Genomic DNA, 16970 nt, shown 5'->3' with positions numbered 1-16970 from the left:
CGCCTACTCCTCTACTAGCGCATGAATAAGTGTTTCCATTGTCATGGAACGCGAGCCTTTGAACAACACAGTACAAGGCTTAGCTTGTTGCGCTTGCAAATACGGCTGTAAATACTGTAATAAACTGTCTTTGTCTGCGAATGCCTGAGCATTGATATCAGCAATCTCTTTCGCACCAGCAACGGTGGCCTTGGCATATTCGCCAACACAGAGCAGCACATCGATACCTGTGGTCGCGATAGTACGGCCTAGGCTTTGATGCTCACTAACTGCCGCCTCTCCTAGCTCGCCGATATCACCCAACACCATCACTTGCGTACCCGTTTGTGCAGCCAATACTTTGGCAGCGGCACGTACCGAGTGTGGGTTGGCGTTATACGTATCATCAATCAGGCGGTGCTTACCCAGTATTTGACTGTTCAGACGACCTTTGGCTGGACGCGCGTTTTCAAGCCCAATAACAATGTCACTGACGTCGATATTTAACGCATGCGCACAGGCTGCAGCAGCCAAAGCATTATTGACATTGTGTTCGCCTGCTAATGGCAAGTTGATATCATGAATCTGATTACCGATATGTAGCTTAAACTCACTACGCTCTGGCTCTACGTCTAAATGGCTCGCGCTGACATCGGTATTACCAAACCCAATCACATGTGACGTGTGCTTTTCAGCAATGCGGCGCAACTGGTTGGTAAAATCGTCCTTATCAGGAACAATCGCAAACTGCGCATCCGTTAAGGTGTGATAAATTTCTGCTTTGGTTTGGCAAATACCTTCACGGCTACCGAACTCACCCAGATGAGCCGTACCAATATTTAGGATACAGGCTACATCAGGACGCACAATTTCAGTGGTATAAGCGATCTCACCAATATGGTTGGCACCTAACTCTAAAATGGCATAACGATGATGGTCTGATAACTCAAGCAGCATCATTGGCACACCCAAATCATTATTGAGGTTACCACGGGTAATTAGTGTCGGTGCCAGTCGACCAAAAATGCTACCTAGCATTTCTTTGCAGGTGGTTTTACCACTAGAACCAGTAATCGCAATCACGGTCAGATCTTTATGCTGCTGGCGACGATAGCTTGCCAGCTGCCCTAACGCCAAACGGGTATCACTAACAACCAGCTGCGGAATCGCATTTGATTCAGATAAGATAGGACGAGACACGATGGCTGCGATGGCACCCTTTGATGCTGCCATGTCGATATAGTCATGACCATCGAAGTTCTCACCACTTAACGCCAAAAAGATATCACCGGGTTTTATCGTACGGGTGTCGGTCGCAATACGCTTACTCGCTAATGATGCCTGTCCTGCATCTGCATAATCTTGTGGCAACTGCCAATGACTATCGAGCGATGCTGTCGCTGCGAGCATATTATCCATTTGCCAGACATAAAGCCCTTGCGACTGGATGGTGTTATCGTGGTCGGCTGTCATAATGGTTACCTTATATAATGACTACTTCATTTTTATATTTAATAATTAATTTTTTGATAATAAGCGTATCGATAGTCAATCGACTATATGCGGCCGGCTTTATCTAACGCTTGCTGCAAAATAACACTGTCATCAAAATCATAACGGACGTTGTTAATCTCTTGATAGGTCTCGTGGCCTTTACCAGCGATGACGACAATATCGTCTACACCTGCCTGACTCACGACATACTCAATGGCCTTTTGGCGAGCAGGTTCTATATGCGTACGTTGATATTGCTCAGCACTCATCCCAGCCTGCATATCCTGCAAGATTGCATTAGGGTCTTCGGTACGTGGATTATCAGCGGTCAAGACAACTTGATCAGCACCTGTGAGGCCAGCCTGCGCCATCAATGGACGCTTACCTGCATCACGATCGCCGCCACAACCAAACACTGCCCATAGCTGGCCTTTACAGTGAGTTTTCAGGCTCGCCAGCACTTGACTTAAGGCATCTGGCGTATGCGCATAATCAACGATAAAACAGCCGTCATTGGATGGCACACGTTGCATACGCCCAACCGCACCTTGTAGCTGCGTGACCGCAGTCGCAATGCGCCCAATATCCACATTTGACTCAGTAGCAGACTTAGTAGCAGACTTAGTAGCAGACTTAGTAGCAGACTTAGTAGCAGACTCAGTACTAGTAACAATACCAGTCGCTACTGCTGCTGCGATAGCGGCAAGCAAATTAGCAACATTAAAGCGGCCGAGTAATGGACCGACAATCTCGATAATATCTGTTTTCTCATCACCAACTGTTTTATCATTAAAGTTAGTACGCAGACTGATTTTGACACCCTGTAGACTTGGCTCGATATCAGCAGCGACAAAAGTAGCAGATGTTGCAGGCTCTAGACTATATGTCCATACCGTCAAGTCACTAGCAGTGGCTGTATCAAGCATAATCTGAGCATGCTCATCATCGACGTTGATGATGGCATGGGTCAAATCTGGGAAGTGAGCTTTATCAAACAGCTTGGCTTTGGCAGACGCGTATTCTTCCATATCAGCATGATAGTCTAAATGGTCACGACTCAGATTGGTATAAATCGCAATGCTAACTGGCACGCCTTGTAAACGCTGCTGATCCAGACCATGAGAGCTGGCCTCTAACGCCAATATTTCAGCATTTTCGGTGCCCATTTGATACAAAAACCGCTGTACAGCCAAGGCGTCTCCAGTGGTATGACTGGCTTGTACCAACGCACCAAGGCGACCATTACCCGCCGTACCCATCACTGCACTGCTCATGCCTGTTAATTGCGTCAGTTGCGCCACCAATTGACTGATGGTGGTTTTACCATTGGTGCCCGTGACAGCGACTACCTTTGGCAGGGTCACTGGCTGCTGATATTGCAGATATGCTTGGATTAAGCTGCCTAAGAAATCACGAATATTAGGGACGTATAAGATTGGGCACGGCAGCGCTGCTAATTGCTGTGACGCATCGCTTTTACTATCTATCGTTGACGCATTACTGGTATCTGCAGAGCCACTGGTATCGCTCATTAAAGTAATAGGATCAATTTCCGATAGCACAAAAGCCGCTTTTGAGGCAGCCTGCAACAGATAATCGCGACTCTTTTGAATGTTCGGCGTGTGGCTGTTCAGAAGGATAAATACGTCATTATCAGACAGCTGACGGCTGTCCAGTCGGAACTGCTGAAAAGGAATATGAGCAATCGATTGAATCTGATCCGCCCCTGATTGACTCGGTGCCTGTTGAACCGATGTTGAGATCATCGCTGTTAGCTGTTGCGCCAGCCTATTATCGCTCGTATCGATAAGCTGCTGTAGGGTGGCCGTCGTAACAGTGGCGCTATTTGGCGATAAGGTAGGCATGGTCATGGGCAAATCCTAAACAGTTAATACAAATCAGCCCCTAAAGAGCTGACTACTTAAAATCATTAAACGCCTACTGTGGTTCTGTTTTGAGCGGCTTATCCAAAGGCACATTGTATAATCGTAACGCTTCTTTCATCACGTTGTGGAACACAGGTGCGACCGTTAGACCCGCATAAATCTGACCACGCGGATCTTCAATAAGCATGACGCCCACAAGCTTTGGATTAGACGCTGGTGCCATACCAGCAAAGACGTTACGATACTGATCAGTATAATAACCACCTTCTGGATTGATACGGCGCGAGGTACCAGTCTTGCCTGCCACACGGTATCCGTCAATGGCGGCGGCTTTAGCTGTTCCACCTGCCTCGGTCACACTCTCAAGCATCTGTACAATAGACATCGCCTGCTCGCGCGCCATAATGCGTTTGCTTGGTTGCGGCTTGTCATTCTTAATCAAAGTCAATGGGTGCATCACTCCGCCTGCTGCGAGGGCTGAATAAGCCTGCGCTACCTGCGCTAGTGTCACTTGTAAACCATAACCATAACTGACTGTCGCACGGCGTGAGGTTTCTTTCTCTTTTGGCGTCACAATGAGACCACTGCCTTCACCTGGGAACTGTAAAGGTGTTTTTGAACCAAAGCCAAACTGTCTTTGCATATTAGTGATGGCATCAGGCGGTAGCGATAACGCAATCTTAGTCGAAGCCACGTTACTAGACTTCTGTAGTAGCGTCGCCATGTTGATCATACCCAAGTTATTATGATCGCGGATGGTATAGCCACGCACGCGAATTGAGCCTGGATTGGTATCAATTAAAGTAGTCGGCGTATATTTTCCTGAGTCTAGGGCGGCGGCAACGGTGAAGGGCTTCATCACCGAACCTGGTTCAAACACATCCAACAGCGCGCGGTTACGCTGGTTTTCACCAGTCATCTCATTGAGGTTGTTTGAGTTGAACGATGGCCATGTGGATAGCGCCAGTACTTCACCAGTCTGTACATCGACGATCATACCCGTCGACCAGCGCGCTTTTTGCAGACGCCCTGCTTTTTCTAGCTCTTTATAGAGCAAATATTGCAACCGCGAATCAATCGTCAGCGCCACATCTTTGCCTGGTATCTCAGGCTCAAGTTGCTTGATCTCTTTTAAGCTGTTTTGTTTGGCATCTTTTAAAACAAGCACCTTGCCATCATCACCTGCTAAATCTTTTTCATACTGGCGCTCAATACCAGCACGTCCTTCATAACCACCCTCAGGGTCGTTGGCGTTTTGTCCCATAAACCCTAACAACTGCGCGTTAGATTGCGGCTGCGGATAATAGCGCTGAAAGAAGTTTTTCTCATGGACACCAGGGAAATCAAGCGAGCTAACACTTTGCGCAATCTCAGGTGTGACTTTATTGAGAAGGGGTAAATAATGCGAGCCTGCACCAGACGGCAGTGCCGCTTTGACTGCTGCTTCATCGGTCACATCAATGCTGTCATCGATTGCCGTGGCTTTTTTTAGCTCATCGACTGAGATATTAGCAGCCGCAGCCAGTGTGGTCAGATCCATATTGTCCAAACGCTTTTGCATACGCGCCTGCAATTGTGGGCTGCTAGGATTGGTCAAGATAATACGTTTGAGCTCGTAGTATTCACTCGAGTAATCATGCGGGCTAAACGACACGGTCGCCAGCGGTGCGCTGACCGCAAGCGGTAAATCATTACGGTCGGTAATCATACCTCGATAGGATTTTTGCGTGCGCTCACTGGTAATGAGCTCATTACCTTTGTCTTGATAGAACTGCGCGTTGGCCACCTGAATATAGTAGGCACGGCCAATCAATAGCACCAATATAACCAGCGCCAAACCCCAAACGGTACGAAAACGGTTTTTATCCTGCTCAAAGCCGCCACGAGAGGACGCGCCAGAGGCTTTACCTAAAAACCCTCTTTTACTCTTTGGGTTTCTGGCACTGGCATGCGTCCCTTTCGTGTCACTCTTTTTTATACGATCAAATAATTTGGCTTTGCGACTGCCTGCCGCCTTATCACTCGTTTGTCCAGATTTGGCAGCGCTCGCACGGCGTAATGGTTTGGTCACCTTGCCACTGGCTGGTTTTTTGCTGGTGTTTTTTGCTGGTGTGGATTTAGGTTTTTTGTCACTCATTGTCCTGCCTCCGCTACCGGTTCTTCAGGGGAGATATCGGTAGAGGCTCGTGGTCCGACCACATCCAAATCTAACTCATCGTCGTCATCATCAGAGACTACTGGTGCCAAGGCGGTGGCGACACCCGGTTGAATAATCAGTTTATCCTTCAATGTCGGTGAGTACATACCCAATTCCGCCACTGCACGACTGGCGATTTGCGGTGTCGCGCTAAAGGTTTGCTGCTCAATCAATAGACGCTGATGTTCTATTTGTAGCTTACGCTCTTGTTTTTTCATGTCTTGCAAGGTTTTATAATCCTGATGATATTGCTGAACGGCTTCGGCAGTCTTGATGCCGCTCCATACGATTGCGGCTGCCAAGAGCAGTAATACGACCACATAAATGCTCACCACATTGAACCGACGCACGAATAGCTCGCCGACATCGGTGTTATAGGGCGCGGCGGCGCGGCGGTTTGCAGGTTTGTCAGATATTGCCATGACGATCTCAAAAAGTGAACGTAAACGATAAAGTAGATAATGGTCTGTAAGCAATGAACGCATCATTGCTCAGCCATACCATTGATAAAAATAAAACCAAAGATAACCGTCTTATAGCGGCAACAGCCTACCGCTATAGCGATATGTCATATCAACACCAAACCTGCTGTCTTGCCAAACCTGCTGCCTTACAAAGTCGAATAGGTCGAATAAATAACCTCGTTATCTTAGAATAAAAAACGACTGAGTTACTTGATATCTCAGCCACTCTCAACTAATAAATGACAGAAAATTATTTGCTGAGCCTAACAGACAATATTTACAGCTTTTTAACAGTGGCGTAGCGATTAAGACATTTATGCATCATTCAGACAAACAATAGCAATCATATGCGATTTACTCAGTGTTTTCATCCATGATTTATGGCGCGATCGTCTGCTGATACTCTGTGTCGGTGCGAGTTGCCATACGCAACCATGCACTGCGCGCGCGCGGGTTTTGGCTCGTTTCAGCTTTGCTGGGGCCAACGCGTTTAGGTTTGCTAAAGTAACGTGGACGATTCGGCGGCATCGGTAGATTTTCATCTTCTGGATACTGGCCTTTGCTATGACGCTGCAAAAACTGCTTGATACGGCGATCTTCTAGTGAGTGAAAACTAATCACTGCTAGCTGCCCGCCTGACTTTAAGATAGCAATACTTTGCGCTAAAAAGTCGTCGACATCGCCCAGCTCATTATTAATAAAAATACGCATAGCCTGAAAGCTTTGTGTGGCTGGGTGTTTGCCACGTTGCCAATTAGGATGGGCTACTTTGATCACTTCTGCCAGCTCAAGCGTAGACTCGTAGCTTTCCATCTGTTTGATAGCGCGCGCAATACGCCGACTATGACGCTCTTCACCAAACTCATAAAGCACATTGGCCAACGTTTCGTCATCGACCTGCTCAAGCCACTCGGCAACTGACTGGCCACGGCTGGTATCCATGCGCATGTCCACTGCCCCATCGCGCATAAAACTAAAACCGCGACTACCGTCATCAATCTGCGGTGATGAAATGCCCAAATCTGCCATCAAGCCATCCACTTGCGTAATACCCATAGCAGCCAGACTGTCTGTCAACGTTGCAAAGCTGTCATGAACCACACGCACGCGGCTGTCTTTACTTGCCAATTCCTGCGCCACGCTAATGGCCGTCGGGTCTTTGTCAAAGACAACCAGTGTGGCGTCATCGGCAAGCTGACTTAATAGTAACCTGCTATGACCGCCACGACCAAAGGTTGCATCAACGTATATACCGCTTATATTTAAGCTATTTTGGTCATTATTGCTTTGAGCAGCATTGCCTGTTTGCTTGGGTAGAGATTTTACACCCAATACTGCTGCGACGGTCTCTGGCAACAGCACCGCATCGTGGACAAAATCCAGCTCATTAGACGGGGCAGAATCTTCCATCGACGATTGCAGGTTTTGAGCTGCATCATTTTCTATCGAAAAGGGGCTGATCGCAGGCTTAGGAGCAGCCGCGACTGAAGAATGGTTAGCGTTAGCATTTGACTTAGATTTAGATAGGGACACAAACAACTCAGTAGATGACGACCATACTGGCCAGTAATTGGATGAAAATAAACAAGTTATGACTTGCCTAGCATTATTATCGCAAGGATACACGGCTAGTCAAGCACTAGAAGGGCTTTTCATTAAAAATATCACATGTCTCTGTTATACTAGCGCTATATTTTACGCTATTTCTTCACATCGACTTCATATCTTTCATCGCTATTTATACTAATAGCTTATATTGATAGCAAACTTTGAGACTTTTATCATGCAAACCTCTACTGACAGCAAGCGCCCTGTACGCACGCGTATCGCCCCATCACCAACCGGCTTCCCACACGTAGGCACTGCTTATATCGCCCTATTCAATTTGGCTTTCGCCAAAGCGCACGGCGGCGAGTTTATCTTACGTATCGAAGATACCGACCAGACGCGCTCGACTGAGCAATCAGAAAAAATGATTTTGGATGCCTTGCACTGGGTTGGCCTAGATTGGAGCGAGGGTCCAGATATTGGCGGCCCACATGCGCCTTATCGTCAGAGCGAGCGCAGTGATATTTATAAAAAGCATGCAGAGATACTCATAGAAAAAGATCATGCATTCCGCTGTTTTTGTACCAGCGAAGAGCTAGATGCTATGCGCGCTGAACAAATGGCCAATGGTGAGACGCCGCGTTATGACGGTCGCTGCGCACATCTTGCTCCAGAAAAAACCGAGCAATTAGTAAGCGAAGGCAAACCACACGTGATTCGTATGCGTGTGCCAACCGAAGGCACTTGTCAGGTACAAGACATGCTACGAGGTACGGTTGAGTTCCCTTGGACCCAAGTCGACATGCAAGTACTGCTAAAAACAGACGGCATGCCAACCTATCATCTCGCCAACGTCGTCGATGACCACTTGATGGAAATCACCCATGTCATGCGCGGTGAAGAGTGGCTGAACTCTGCACCTAAGCATCAACTGCTGTATGATTATTTTGGTTGGGAGATGCCGACCCTTTGCCATATGCCACTACTGCGCAACCCTGACAAATCAAAACTGTCTAAGCGCAAAAACCCAACGTCTATCACCTACTATCGTGATGCAGGCGTGCTGCCTGAAGCGCTGCTAAACTATCTCGGTCGTATGGGCTACTCAATGCCTAATGATGCTGAGCAGTTTACGCTAGAGGAAATGATCGCCAGCTTTGATATTCAGCGTGTGTCGCTTGGTGGCCCTATCTTCGATATCGAAAAACTGAACTGGCTTAATGCCGAGTGGCTACGTGCGCTTAGCCCTGAAGAGCTAAAAAATAAAATCCTTGAATGGGCCAGTAACAGTGACAAACTAACGGCCATCGCAGCGGCGATTCAGCCACGTATCGAGCTATTGTCTGATGCGGTCAATTGGGGTGGTTTCTATTTCCAAAACCTACCTGACATCAACGCTGAAAGCTTCACTCATAAATCACTCACCCCTGAGCAGATTATCGAAATGCTGCAATTGGCGCTTTGGCAGCTTGAGACCTTACCAGCGTGGTCAGAAGAAAACATCTATGCCACGCTAAAAGGCCTTGCCGCGCACCTTGATATTAAGATGCGTGACTTTATGGCGCCGTTCTTTATCGCTATCGCTGGTAGCACGTCATCGACGCCCGTCATGAACTCCATGGCGATTATTGGCGCTGATATGACCTTAACTCGCTTACGTCATGCCGTTGATGTACTGGGCGGTCTTGGCAAAAAGAAACTGAAAAAGCTTGAGAAGCAAGCGGCAGAATTGCCAGATTTCTTAGCAGCTGCTGAATAGCTCAGAAGCTGAATAACTTCTCTGCTAAATAGTCAATTAGCGAAACTTGTCGAGTGTAAAAGGGTCAGACCATCTCTGACCCTTTTTTCGTTATGAATCAGTAAAACTATCTTCGTACTATTAAACGTCTTTTATTAAATATTTTAATTGGAAACAAACATGGCCGCCAAAACCGTCACAATAGAAAGCAAAGATTATGTCTTTAACACCTTAAAAGAAGCGCAGAAATACTATGATGCCATCGTAAAAGAGCTGTTTGATGCAACTTTGACCCTGACCAAGGGCCAAGACTTCGAAGATTTAAAATGGATATACAGCACTTACTGCGGTTATACCAAACATAATCTAGATAAATTGGGCGAATATGACATCATTGGCGTCAAAGGTATCAGAACGATCAGAGAAAAAGGCGGTCAATATATGCCAACGGAATGCTGTGCGATTATTTTTTCTGATGGCAGCGAAGCAGAGTTTTATACCGATAAAGCCATCAAAGAGATCGCGCTTAAGCAAAATCCACGCTAATTTGGGCTTGTTGGGCCTTTAAAATAGGCTAAAATGCTTTTTTTTGCATATTTATGAATTATTTTTAAAATAGTTGTTGACAAGACTGCCGCTCTTACATAAAATACGCACACTCTTAGCGAGGGGCTATAGCTCAGTTGGTAGAGCACTTGCATGGCATGCAAGGGGTCAACGGTTCGACTCCGTTTAGCTCCACCATACTTATTTATAGCAACGCTCAGTATTACTGAAACGTAATCATAAATACTCGCTAGTAGGACGATATCAGCACCTAGGCAACGCTTATTTACTAAGCTATCTGATATTGTGAAGTACCGTTGTAACCACTGGTTATAACACTCTATGCGTCCCCATCGTCTAGAGGCCTAGGACACCGCCCTTTCACGGCGGTAACGGGGGTTCGAATCCCCCTGGGGACGCCACTATTCGGCGTCACTTATTAGCACTTTTGCTTAGCATTAGATCAGACTAATAAGCGAACACTAAAAAAGCCCAGTCATCATACGGTGACTGGGCTTTTTTACGTCTGTCATTTCTCCAATATGTCTTAACGCAGTTCTTTTCATAGCTATCCGCGCTATTGCCAACCTATCTAATGCTCGCTACTATCTATCTCATCAGCATTTTATACAATATAAAAATGCCCTACGACGTATGGATTTTCGGTGCTATTAAAGGAAGGGATTAGCTATGTTTGGTATTGAGAATTACCTAGGGTTTGTCCTAGCGGCTATTTTGTTAAACCTCACGCCCGGCACCGATAGCATGTATATCATCACTCGCAGTGTCTCGCAAGGACAAGCTGCAGGGGTTTATTCTGTATTAGGCATCACCACAGGTGCTTTGGTACATACATTATTCGCGGCGCTAGGACTGTCAGTACTGCTCGCCAACTCCCCTACGGCATTTATGCTCGTCAAATATATTGGTGCGGCTTACTTGTGTTATTTAGGCTTTAAAATGCTAACGAGCAAAAACTCGAACTCAATCGCAAACAATTTGTCTAAAGCTCAGAATGTGACTAACCAAAAGGCTGTAGACGGCTGGAAAATCTATCAGCAAGGCGTGTTGACCAATCTATTTAACCCAAAGGTAGCCTTATTCTTCTTGGCGTTCTTTCCGCAGTTTATCGACGCTAGTTATGCTTATGGCATGCTGTCATTTTTGATATTGGGATTGACTTTTGCTACCACTGGCTTTATATGGTGTTTATGTTTGGCGCTATTGGCGTCAAAGTTCAGCAAAAAACTAAGAGAGAATCCAAAAATTGAATCCATGATGAATAAAATAAGTGGTGTCGTATTTATGGGGCTAGGAATTAAGCTGTTGACTGAAAAGGCTTAAAGAGTAAAGTAACAAGAAGAAAAAACGTTTTTCATAAAAAAGCCCAATCTCCTACTTTGACGGAGATTGGGCTTTTTTCATACTAAGTCTAATACATTACTAGCCTGCTTCTTTGCTCTCAGCAGCCAACTGACGTAGTACATAGTGCAACACACCGCCATGACGCACATATTCGCGCTCTTTTGGTGTTTGCAGACCGACATTAACCTCAAAGGTCTCGCTTGACCCGTCAGCACGTGTAGCTGTAACCGTAGCTGTTTTACTCTCGCCATTATCCAGACCCGTGATGCTCAATACTTCAGAACCATCTAGTTTGTAAGTCTCTGCATTTTGACCGTCTTTAAACGTCAATGGCAAAACACCCATACCGACGAGGTTTGAGCGGTGAATACGCTCAAACGAGCTGGTCAATACCGCTTTTACGCCGAGTAAGATCGTACCTTTGGCTGCCCAGTCACGACTAGAGCCTGAACCATACTCTGACCCACCAAGTACGACGAGCGGACGCTTATCTTCTTTATACTTCATCGCTGCGTTATAGATAGGCATTTCTTCGCCATCTTGTAGCGTAGCGCTGTCATCTTTAAAGTAGTAGGTATAGCCGCCTTCCTTGCCACCCATCATGGTATTTTTGATACGGATATTGGCAAAAGTACCACGGGTCATGACTGCATCGTTACCACGACGTGAGCCATAGCTGTTGAAGTCTGCTTCCATCACACCGCGCTCTTGCAAGTACTTACCGGCTGGTGAGTCTGGATCGATATTACCTGCTGGTGAGATATGATCGGTGGTGATTGAATCACCAAACAGACCTAAGATACGTGCGCCTTCGATATCAGGGATGCCTTCTGGCTCCATGGTCATGCCATCAAAGAACGGCGGGTTTTTGATATAGGTCGATCCTTCATCCCACGGATACAGCTGGCTATCCGCTGAGCTAATGGCGTTCCATGCGGCACTACCGTCGAACACTTCGCCGTAGTTTTTGCGGAACATATCAGCGTCGATGTTATTGGCAATCAGCTCGTTAATTTCTTCTGAAGTTGGCCAGATGTCTTTTAAGAATACATCCTTACCGTCTTGGTCTTGGCCTAGCGGATGGGTCGTCATATCGATATCGACCGTACCTGCGAGCGCGTAGGCAACAACTAGCGGTGGTGATGCCAAGTAACTGGCCTTCACGTGCGAGTGAATACGACCTTCAAAGTTACGGTTACCAGATAGCACCGCTGCCGCTACCAAATCGTTCTCTTCGATGCCTTTTTCAATCTCTTCTGATAATGGGCCTGAGTTACCAATACAAGTGGTACAACCATAACCGACGAGGTAAAAACCTGTTTTTTCTAGCTCATCCATCAGATGGGTTTTTTCTAAATAGTCAGTAACGACTTTAGAACCCGGTGCGAGTGAGGTTTTGACCCATGGCTTGGCTTTAAGGCCTTTAGCAGCGGCTTTTTTGGCAACCAGACCGGCACCAATCATAACGGCTGGATTAGAAGTATTAGTACAAGAGGTAATAGCAGCAATCACTACTGAACCATCACGCAGTTTGTGCTCCTTGTCGTCAATATTAACGCTTGAGAACACGTTATTAGCTGGCTGATAGCCTTTGCTATCGTCAGTTTCGGTATCAACGTTGATGTTTGGTTCGGCTGCCAAGTGTTCCGCTTGCTCCTGCTCGCCACCTTCTTGGTCAAAGCGTACTTTACCTTCGACTTCTGACTTGCGATCTTTGGTCATTTTTTCTAACGTTTCGCCAAATTTTTCGTGCATATCAGACAGATTGATACGCTGCTGTGGCAAGTTTGGCCCTGCTAATGCTGGTTGTACTGACGACAGATCGAGCTCTAGCTTGCTCGAATAGGTCGCCGCTGGCGTATCGGCATCGTGCCATAAGCCTTGCGCTTTAGCATACTTTTCGACCAGCTCGATCTGCGCTTCTTCACGGCCTGATAGACGCAAGTAATCAATCGCCATTTGATCGATTGGGAAAATACCACAAGTCGCGCCATATTCTGGTGACATATTGGCAATCGTGGCACGATCTGCAAGCGGCATACTGTGTAAGCCTTCGCCATAAAACTCGACGAACTTTCCAACCACACCGTGTGCACGTAGCATTTCAACGACACGCAATACCAAATCGGTCGCAGTAACGCCTTCGGTTAGCTTGCCTTTTAACTCAAATCCGACCACTTGCGGAATCAGCATCGACGATGGTTGACCGAGCATCGCCGCTTCGGCCTCGATACCGCCCACACCCCAGCCAAGTACACCGATACCATTAATCATCGTGGTATGACTGTCGGTACCAAATACAGTATCTGGATACGCCATCAGCTCGCCATCGACATCGGCTGCCATCACGACGCGCGCTAAATACTCAAGGTTGACCTGATGCACGATACCCGTCGCTGGTGGTACGACAACGAAGTTTTCAAAGGCTTGCTTGCCCCAATGCAAAAACTCATAACGCTCATTGTTGCGTTTAAATTCGATTTTTTCGTTCAAATCGAGCGCGTCTTCTCGGCCATAAGCATCGACCTGTACAGAGTGATCGACGACCAGCTCGCTAGGGATAAATGGGTTAATCTGCTCCGCTTTGCCGCCAAGCTCAACCACTGCATCACGCATCGCAGCCAAATCAACGACTGAGGGCACACCAGTGAAATCCTGCAACACCACGCGCGCTGGCATAAAGGCAATTTCTTTTGACGCCTCAGCGCCCGCATCCCAGTTAGCAACCGCTTCGATATGGTTTTTGCCGACTGACTGACCACCGTCTTCGTTACGCAATAGATTCTCTAACACGACCTTCATACAAAATGGTAGCGTTTTGATATGCTCATAGGTTTCGGTAAGTTTGGGCAGGCTGTAGTAGGCATGTTCCTTGCCAGCAACTGAAAGGGTGTCTTTTACATTAAAAATATCACTCATGATAGCTTCCTTATCGTTGTTATAGATCCTAGACATAAATTATTATAAGTTTATGTATAACTGGTGGCTCAATAGATGATCGATATATCTTTAATCAGCAGAGCAGTTCAATAAAACTGTCTGATGTGACTCTGTATTAACAAAAGAGATAACCATCTCTTTCCTGTTTAACAGAAACGCCCTTTTACCATAACAAACATATGAGGCTTTGTTAACGTCTGGACGTTGTCAAATCGTGGCACAATCGTAAACGTAACAAAGGTTTGGCTAGCCAATCCTAAGTGACTCATTCCTATTTATTTTTCATTTTTCTGACGACGTCCACTGCGGAATACATAGCTGTCTTCATAAAAATCAGGCGCTGCATTTTCTGCCCAAAAATGCGGCACACCCAAAATAGGGAGCGGCGCAAGCTGGCGCGGTGTTACGTCATCTTTTGATAGTAATGTGTCCATGTATTCGGCAACTTTGTCATCCAAAAAACGTATACGCTCAGCTAATGGTAGGGTAAAGAAACTTTGCGTCACGTGAATGACAATGCTGTGAGCGCATAAGGGTTTGCGCGGACGTAGTAACTGCTCTAGCAAGGCATGCCCAAAGATATAGACTGCGGCTTGAGCACTGTCATCAGGCTGTGTTGGATCGTCCCATTTATCACGGGGCGTCACCAAACTTGCCTGCCAGTTAAAATCAACCAATTCCTCGCCGATATTAGGGTCTGCCGTGACTAGTACTGCCCCATTCTCATCAAAAACAGTGATGGTATCGCGCACACGCCCTCGACGCTCACTGATGCCTTGTTTGGCGATTTCTAGCATATGGTAATAATTGAGCATGGCTTTTGTTTTTGGAAAGGTCAGCCAAATACTGCCGTTAAATAAGTCATGCAAGTTATCACGCGTCGGAATATTGCCAGTTGTACCGATGAAATGCTCATAGGCTTCACCTTCAGGCAATGCATTTTGAGAGACAAATTGTAGCGTTTGAGGCGTTTGGTTATGGGTAGGTTTGGTCTGCGGTAACGGCTGGTCTAAATGATTGGCCTGCTGCTGCATCGCTGTTTTTAAGACGTTGGCAATCGTGTCAGGCGTATTGATGTCAGAAGCATTTACATGCTGCTCATCTAAACTATCCGATTCACTTAAGCTATTCTGCTGACTTGGCCTACTGAGATGCTCAATGCTGTTGCTGAGGTAATGTAGTTGAACAATGTGTGACAACCATGGTGCTTGCCAATCAATCTCAGCAAAGCTGTTACCAAGCTTGCCTTCTATAACAGGCGAGTGGTCGGTACAGGTATCAGAATCAAGTGTGGTGGGTAAATCATTGGCGGGCATAGGCGCTTATCTCTTAAGGGCTATCTCTTAAAGGCTATCTCTGTTAGACGTATGGACGGTCTATGGTATCATGGTGCGCTTTTTTACAGCTAGATGCACCGCTCGAAAGGTCTTTTTGAGCGCTATGGATGAATGAGTTTTATGGCAAATTTTAATACCCACTTAAATGTCGCCTTTATGGTCAGCGGCACACTGAGTTTGACGGTTTATAAAGCTGGATTGATTGATGATTCAGGGTTTTTGGTGTGCGTAGTGCTTGGTACTATCGGTGGATTGCTGCCAGACTTGGATTCTGATAATTCAACACCGATTAAGCTCGGTTTTAATATCACCTCGTTTATATTTGCCTTTGGACTAGTCATGCATTGGCGTAGTGATTTGAGCTTACTTGCACTGATAGTATTGTGGCTGGCGGGCTACGGTTTTATGCGTTACGTCGTTTTTCATATCTTTACCACTATGACGGTGCATCGCGGCGTCATCCATTCTGTGCCGTATATGGCGATACTGGGATTAGGTCTGACGTGCCTAAGTTACTATGGTCTGCACCTACCACTGACGACCAGCTGGTTTTATGGGCTGTTTCTATTTGGTGGCGCGATGGTACATTTATCATTGGACGAGCTGTATAGCGTCAATTTGTCCAATATGAAAATGAAGCGCTCATCGGGTACGGCGATGAAGTTTTATCAGCAAAAAGACAAATGGTGGTATTTGCTTCTATACACTATCCTTGCGCTACTGGTATATGCCGCTCCGCCTTTTGAGATGTTTTGGTCACGACTAAGTGACCCTTCCGCATGGGCGCAGCTCAAAGTCGGAATATTGCCAGAATTAATAAAAAGCATGCTGCAATAAAGTTATCAAAAGACCATTAAGCCTAAACGAATAAGCCCAAACAAAAATTAGAGTAAAACATGCAATCTTACCCAGATACTTGCCCTTGCCAAATCAATCCAACAGCAGAGACGACAGACGCTCCACTATCCTATCAAGACTGCTGCCAACCTTATCATGATGCTTTTTATAATAGTAAAATTGACAAAGCAGACAGTATAAAAGCGGAAACAGCTGAACGGCTTATGCGTACACGCTATAGTGCCTTTGTGTTGATTAAGCCAGAGTATATCGTCAAGACCACAGTGCCTGCGCAGCAAGGCTTACTTGACGTTCAGGCGATTGAAAGCTGGGCGACGGAGACAGACTGGGCAGGATTAGAGATTGTAGAACACACACCTAAGATCGGTAAACGTCATGCGCAGGTTGAGTTTAAGGCTTATTTTAGTACTAAGGAGAATGCAGGTGATTTAGAAGAAAAAGTACAAGCGCATCATGAACTGTCTGCTTTCGTAAAGGCAAAAAGCAAAGCTAATCAAGATGCACGCTGGTATTTCTTAGACCCGACGGCTGCGATGACTATGACGCAAAAGCAACCGTGTATTTGCGGGTCTGGAGAGAAGTTTAAGCGGTGTTGTGGGATGTATTTGGTTTAATGAG

General features: G+C 46.3%; 12 protein-coding genes and 2 tRNA genes. 7 read left to right on the top strand and 7 right to left on the bottom strand.

All coding sequences use genetic code 11. The features are described from left to right. Window positions 1-3: 3 nt before the first annotated feature. The 5 genes from ACTXGK_RS16235 to rsmH all read right to left on the bottom strand — a co-directional run bounded on the left by ACTXGK_RS16235 (window position 4) and on the right by rsmH (window position 7430). Window positions 4-1452, bottom strand: a complete 1449-nt coding sequence (locus tag ACTXGK_RS16235) for a UDP-N-acetylmuramoyl-tripeptide--D-alanyl-D-alanine ligase (protein ID WP_443517349.1) — start codon at window positions 1450-1452, stop codon at window positions 4-6. 83 nt (window positions 1453-1535) lie between these two features. Further along, window positions 1536-3344 carry a Mur ligase family protein gene (locus tag ACTXGK_RS16230; RefSeq protein WP_443517350.1) on the bottom strand — a complete coding sequence of 603 codons (1809 nt, stop codon included), beginning with the start codon at window positions 3342-3344 and terminating at the stop codon, window positions 1536-1538. Window positions 3345-3411: 67 nt separating this feature from the next. Next, complete coding sequence (locus ACTXGK_RS16225) at window positions 3412-5496, bottom strand: peptidoglycan D,D-transpeptidase FtsI family protein (protein ID WP_443517351.1); 2085 nt, start codon at window positions 5494-5496, stop codon at window positions 3412-3414. After that, on the bottom strand, window positions 5493-5978 hold the full coding sequence (locus ACTXGK_RS16220) for a cell division protein FtsL (protein WP_443517352.1): 486 nt from the start codon (window positions 5976-5978) through the stop codon (window positions 5493-5495). The genes ACTXGK_RS16225 and ACTXGK_RS16220 overlap by 4 nt, the downstream gene beginning before the upstream one ends. A gap of 420 nt (window positions 5979-6398) precedes the next feature. Further along, complete coding sequence (gene rsmH / locus ACTXGK_RS16215; protein WP_443517410.1) at window positions 6399-7430, bottom strand: 16S rRNA (cytosine(1402)-N(4))-methyltransferase RsmH; 1032 nt, start codon at window positions 7428-7430, stop codon at window positions 6399-6401. Window positions 7431-7800: 370 nt separating this feature from the next. Between rsmH and gltX the strand changes: the two genes are divergently transcribed. The 5 genes from gltX to ACTXGK_RS16190 all read left to right on the top strand — a co-directional run bounded on the left by gltX (window position 7801) and on the right by ACTXGK_RS16190 (window position 11196). Then, the gene (gene gltX, locus ACTXGK_RS16210; RefSeq protein WP_443517411.1) at window positions 7801-9327 is read left to right on the top strand and encodes a glutamate--tRNA ligase; all 1527 of its coding nucleotides are present in this window, start codon (window positions 7801-7803) and stop codon (window positions 9325-9327) included. Between the two features lie 159 nt (window positions 9328-9486). Continuing rightward, window positions 9487-9852: a hypothetical protein gene (locus ACTXGK_RS16205; RefSeq protein WP_443517354.1), complete on the top strand. Its 366-nt coding sequence runs from the start codon at window positions 9487-9489 to the stop codon at window positions 9850-9852. Window positions 9853-9974: 122 nt separating this feature from the next. Further along, window positions 9975-10050 (top strand) — tRNA-Ala (locus ACTXGK_RS16200). A gap of 148 nt (window positions 10051-10198) precedes the next feature. Beyond that, window positions 10199-10274: transfer RNA gene (locus tag ACTXGK_RS16195), tRNA-Glu, on the top strand. A 268-nt stretch (window positions 10275-10542) separates the two neighbouring features. Beyond that, window positions 10543-11196, top strand: a complete 654-nt coding sequence (locus ACTXGK_RS16190) for a LysE family translocator (RefSeq protein WP_443517355.1) — start codon at window positions 10543-10545, stop codon at window positions 11194-11196. 99 nt (window positions 11197-11295) lie between these two features. On the opposite strand, the gene acnA is transcribed toward ACTXGK_RS16190, so the two are convergent. Together acnA and ACTXGK_RS16180 are read right to left on the bottom strand one after the other, a co-directional pair. Next, a complete protein-coding gene (acnA, locus tag ACTXGK_RS16185; protein ID WP_443517356.1) occupies window positions 11296-14136 on the bottom strand; it encodes an aconitate hydratase AcnA in 2841 nt (946 codons plus the stop codon). 296 nt (window positions 14137-14432) lie between these two features. Beyond that, complete coding sequence (locus tag ACTXGK_RS16180; protein ID WP_443517357.1) at window positions 14433-15473, bottom strand: DUF3025 domain-containing protein; 1041 nt, start codon at window positions 15471-15473, stop codon at window positions 14433-14435. Between the two features lie 141 nt (window positions 15474-15614). Between ACTXGK_RS16180 and ACTXGK_RS16175 the strand changes: the two genes are divergently transcribed. Both ACTXGK_RS16175 and ACTXGK_RS16170 read left to right on the top strand, forming a co-directional pair. After that, the gene (locus ACTXGK_RS16175; RefSeq protein WP_443517358.1) at window positions 15615-16331 is read left to right on the top strand and encodes a metal-dependent hydrolase; all 717 of its coding nucleotides are present in this window, start codon (window positions 15615-15617) and stop codon (window positions 16329-16331) included. Window positions 16332-16390: 59 nt separating this feature from the next. Beyond that, window positions 16391-16966, top strand: coding sequence for a YchJ family protein (locus tag ACTXGK_RS16170; RefSeq protein ID WP_443517359.1), 576 nt, complete (start codon window positions 16391-16393; stop codon window positions 16964-16966). The last annotated feature ends 4 nt before the right edge of the window (window positions 16967-16970 follow it).

The sequence above is a fragment of the Psychrobacter sp. T6-5 genome (assembly GCF_052258485.2).
Classification (GTDB): domain Bacteria; phylum Pseudomonadota; class Gammaproteobacteria; order Pseudomonadales; family Moraxellaceae; genus Psychrobacter.
Note: the sequence above shows the minus strand (reverse complement) of the source record. Positions and strands in the feature narration are given on the sequence as shown.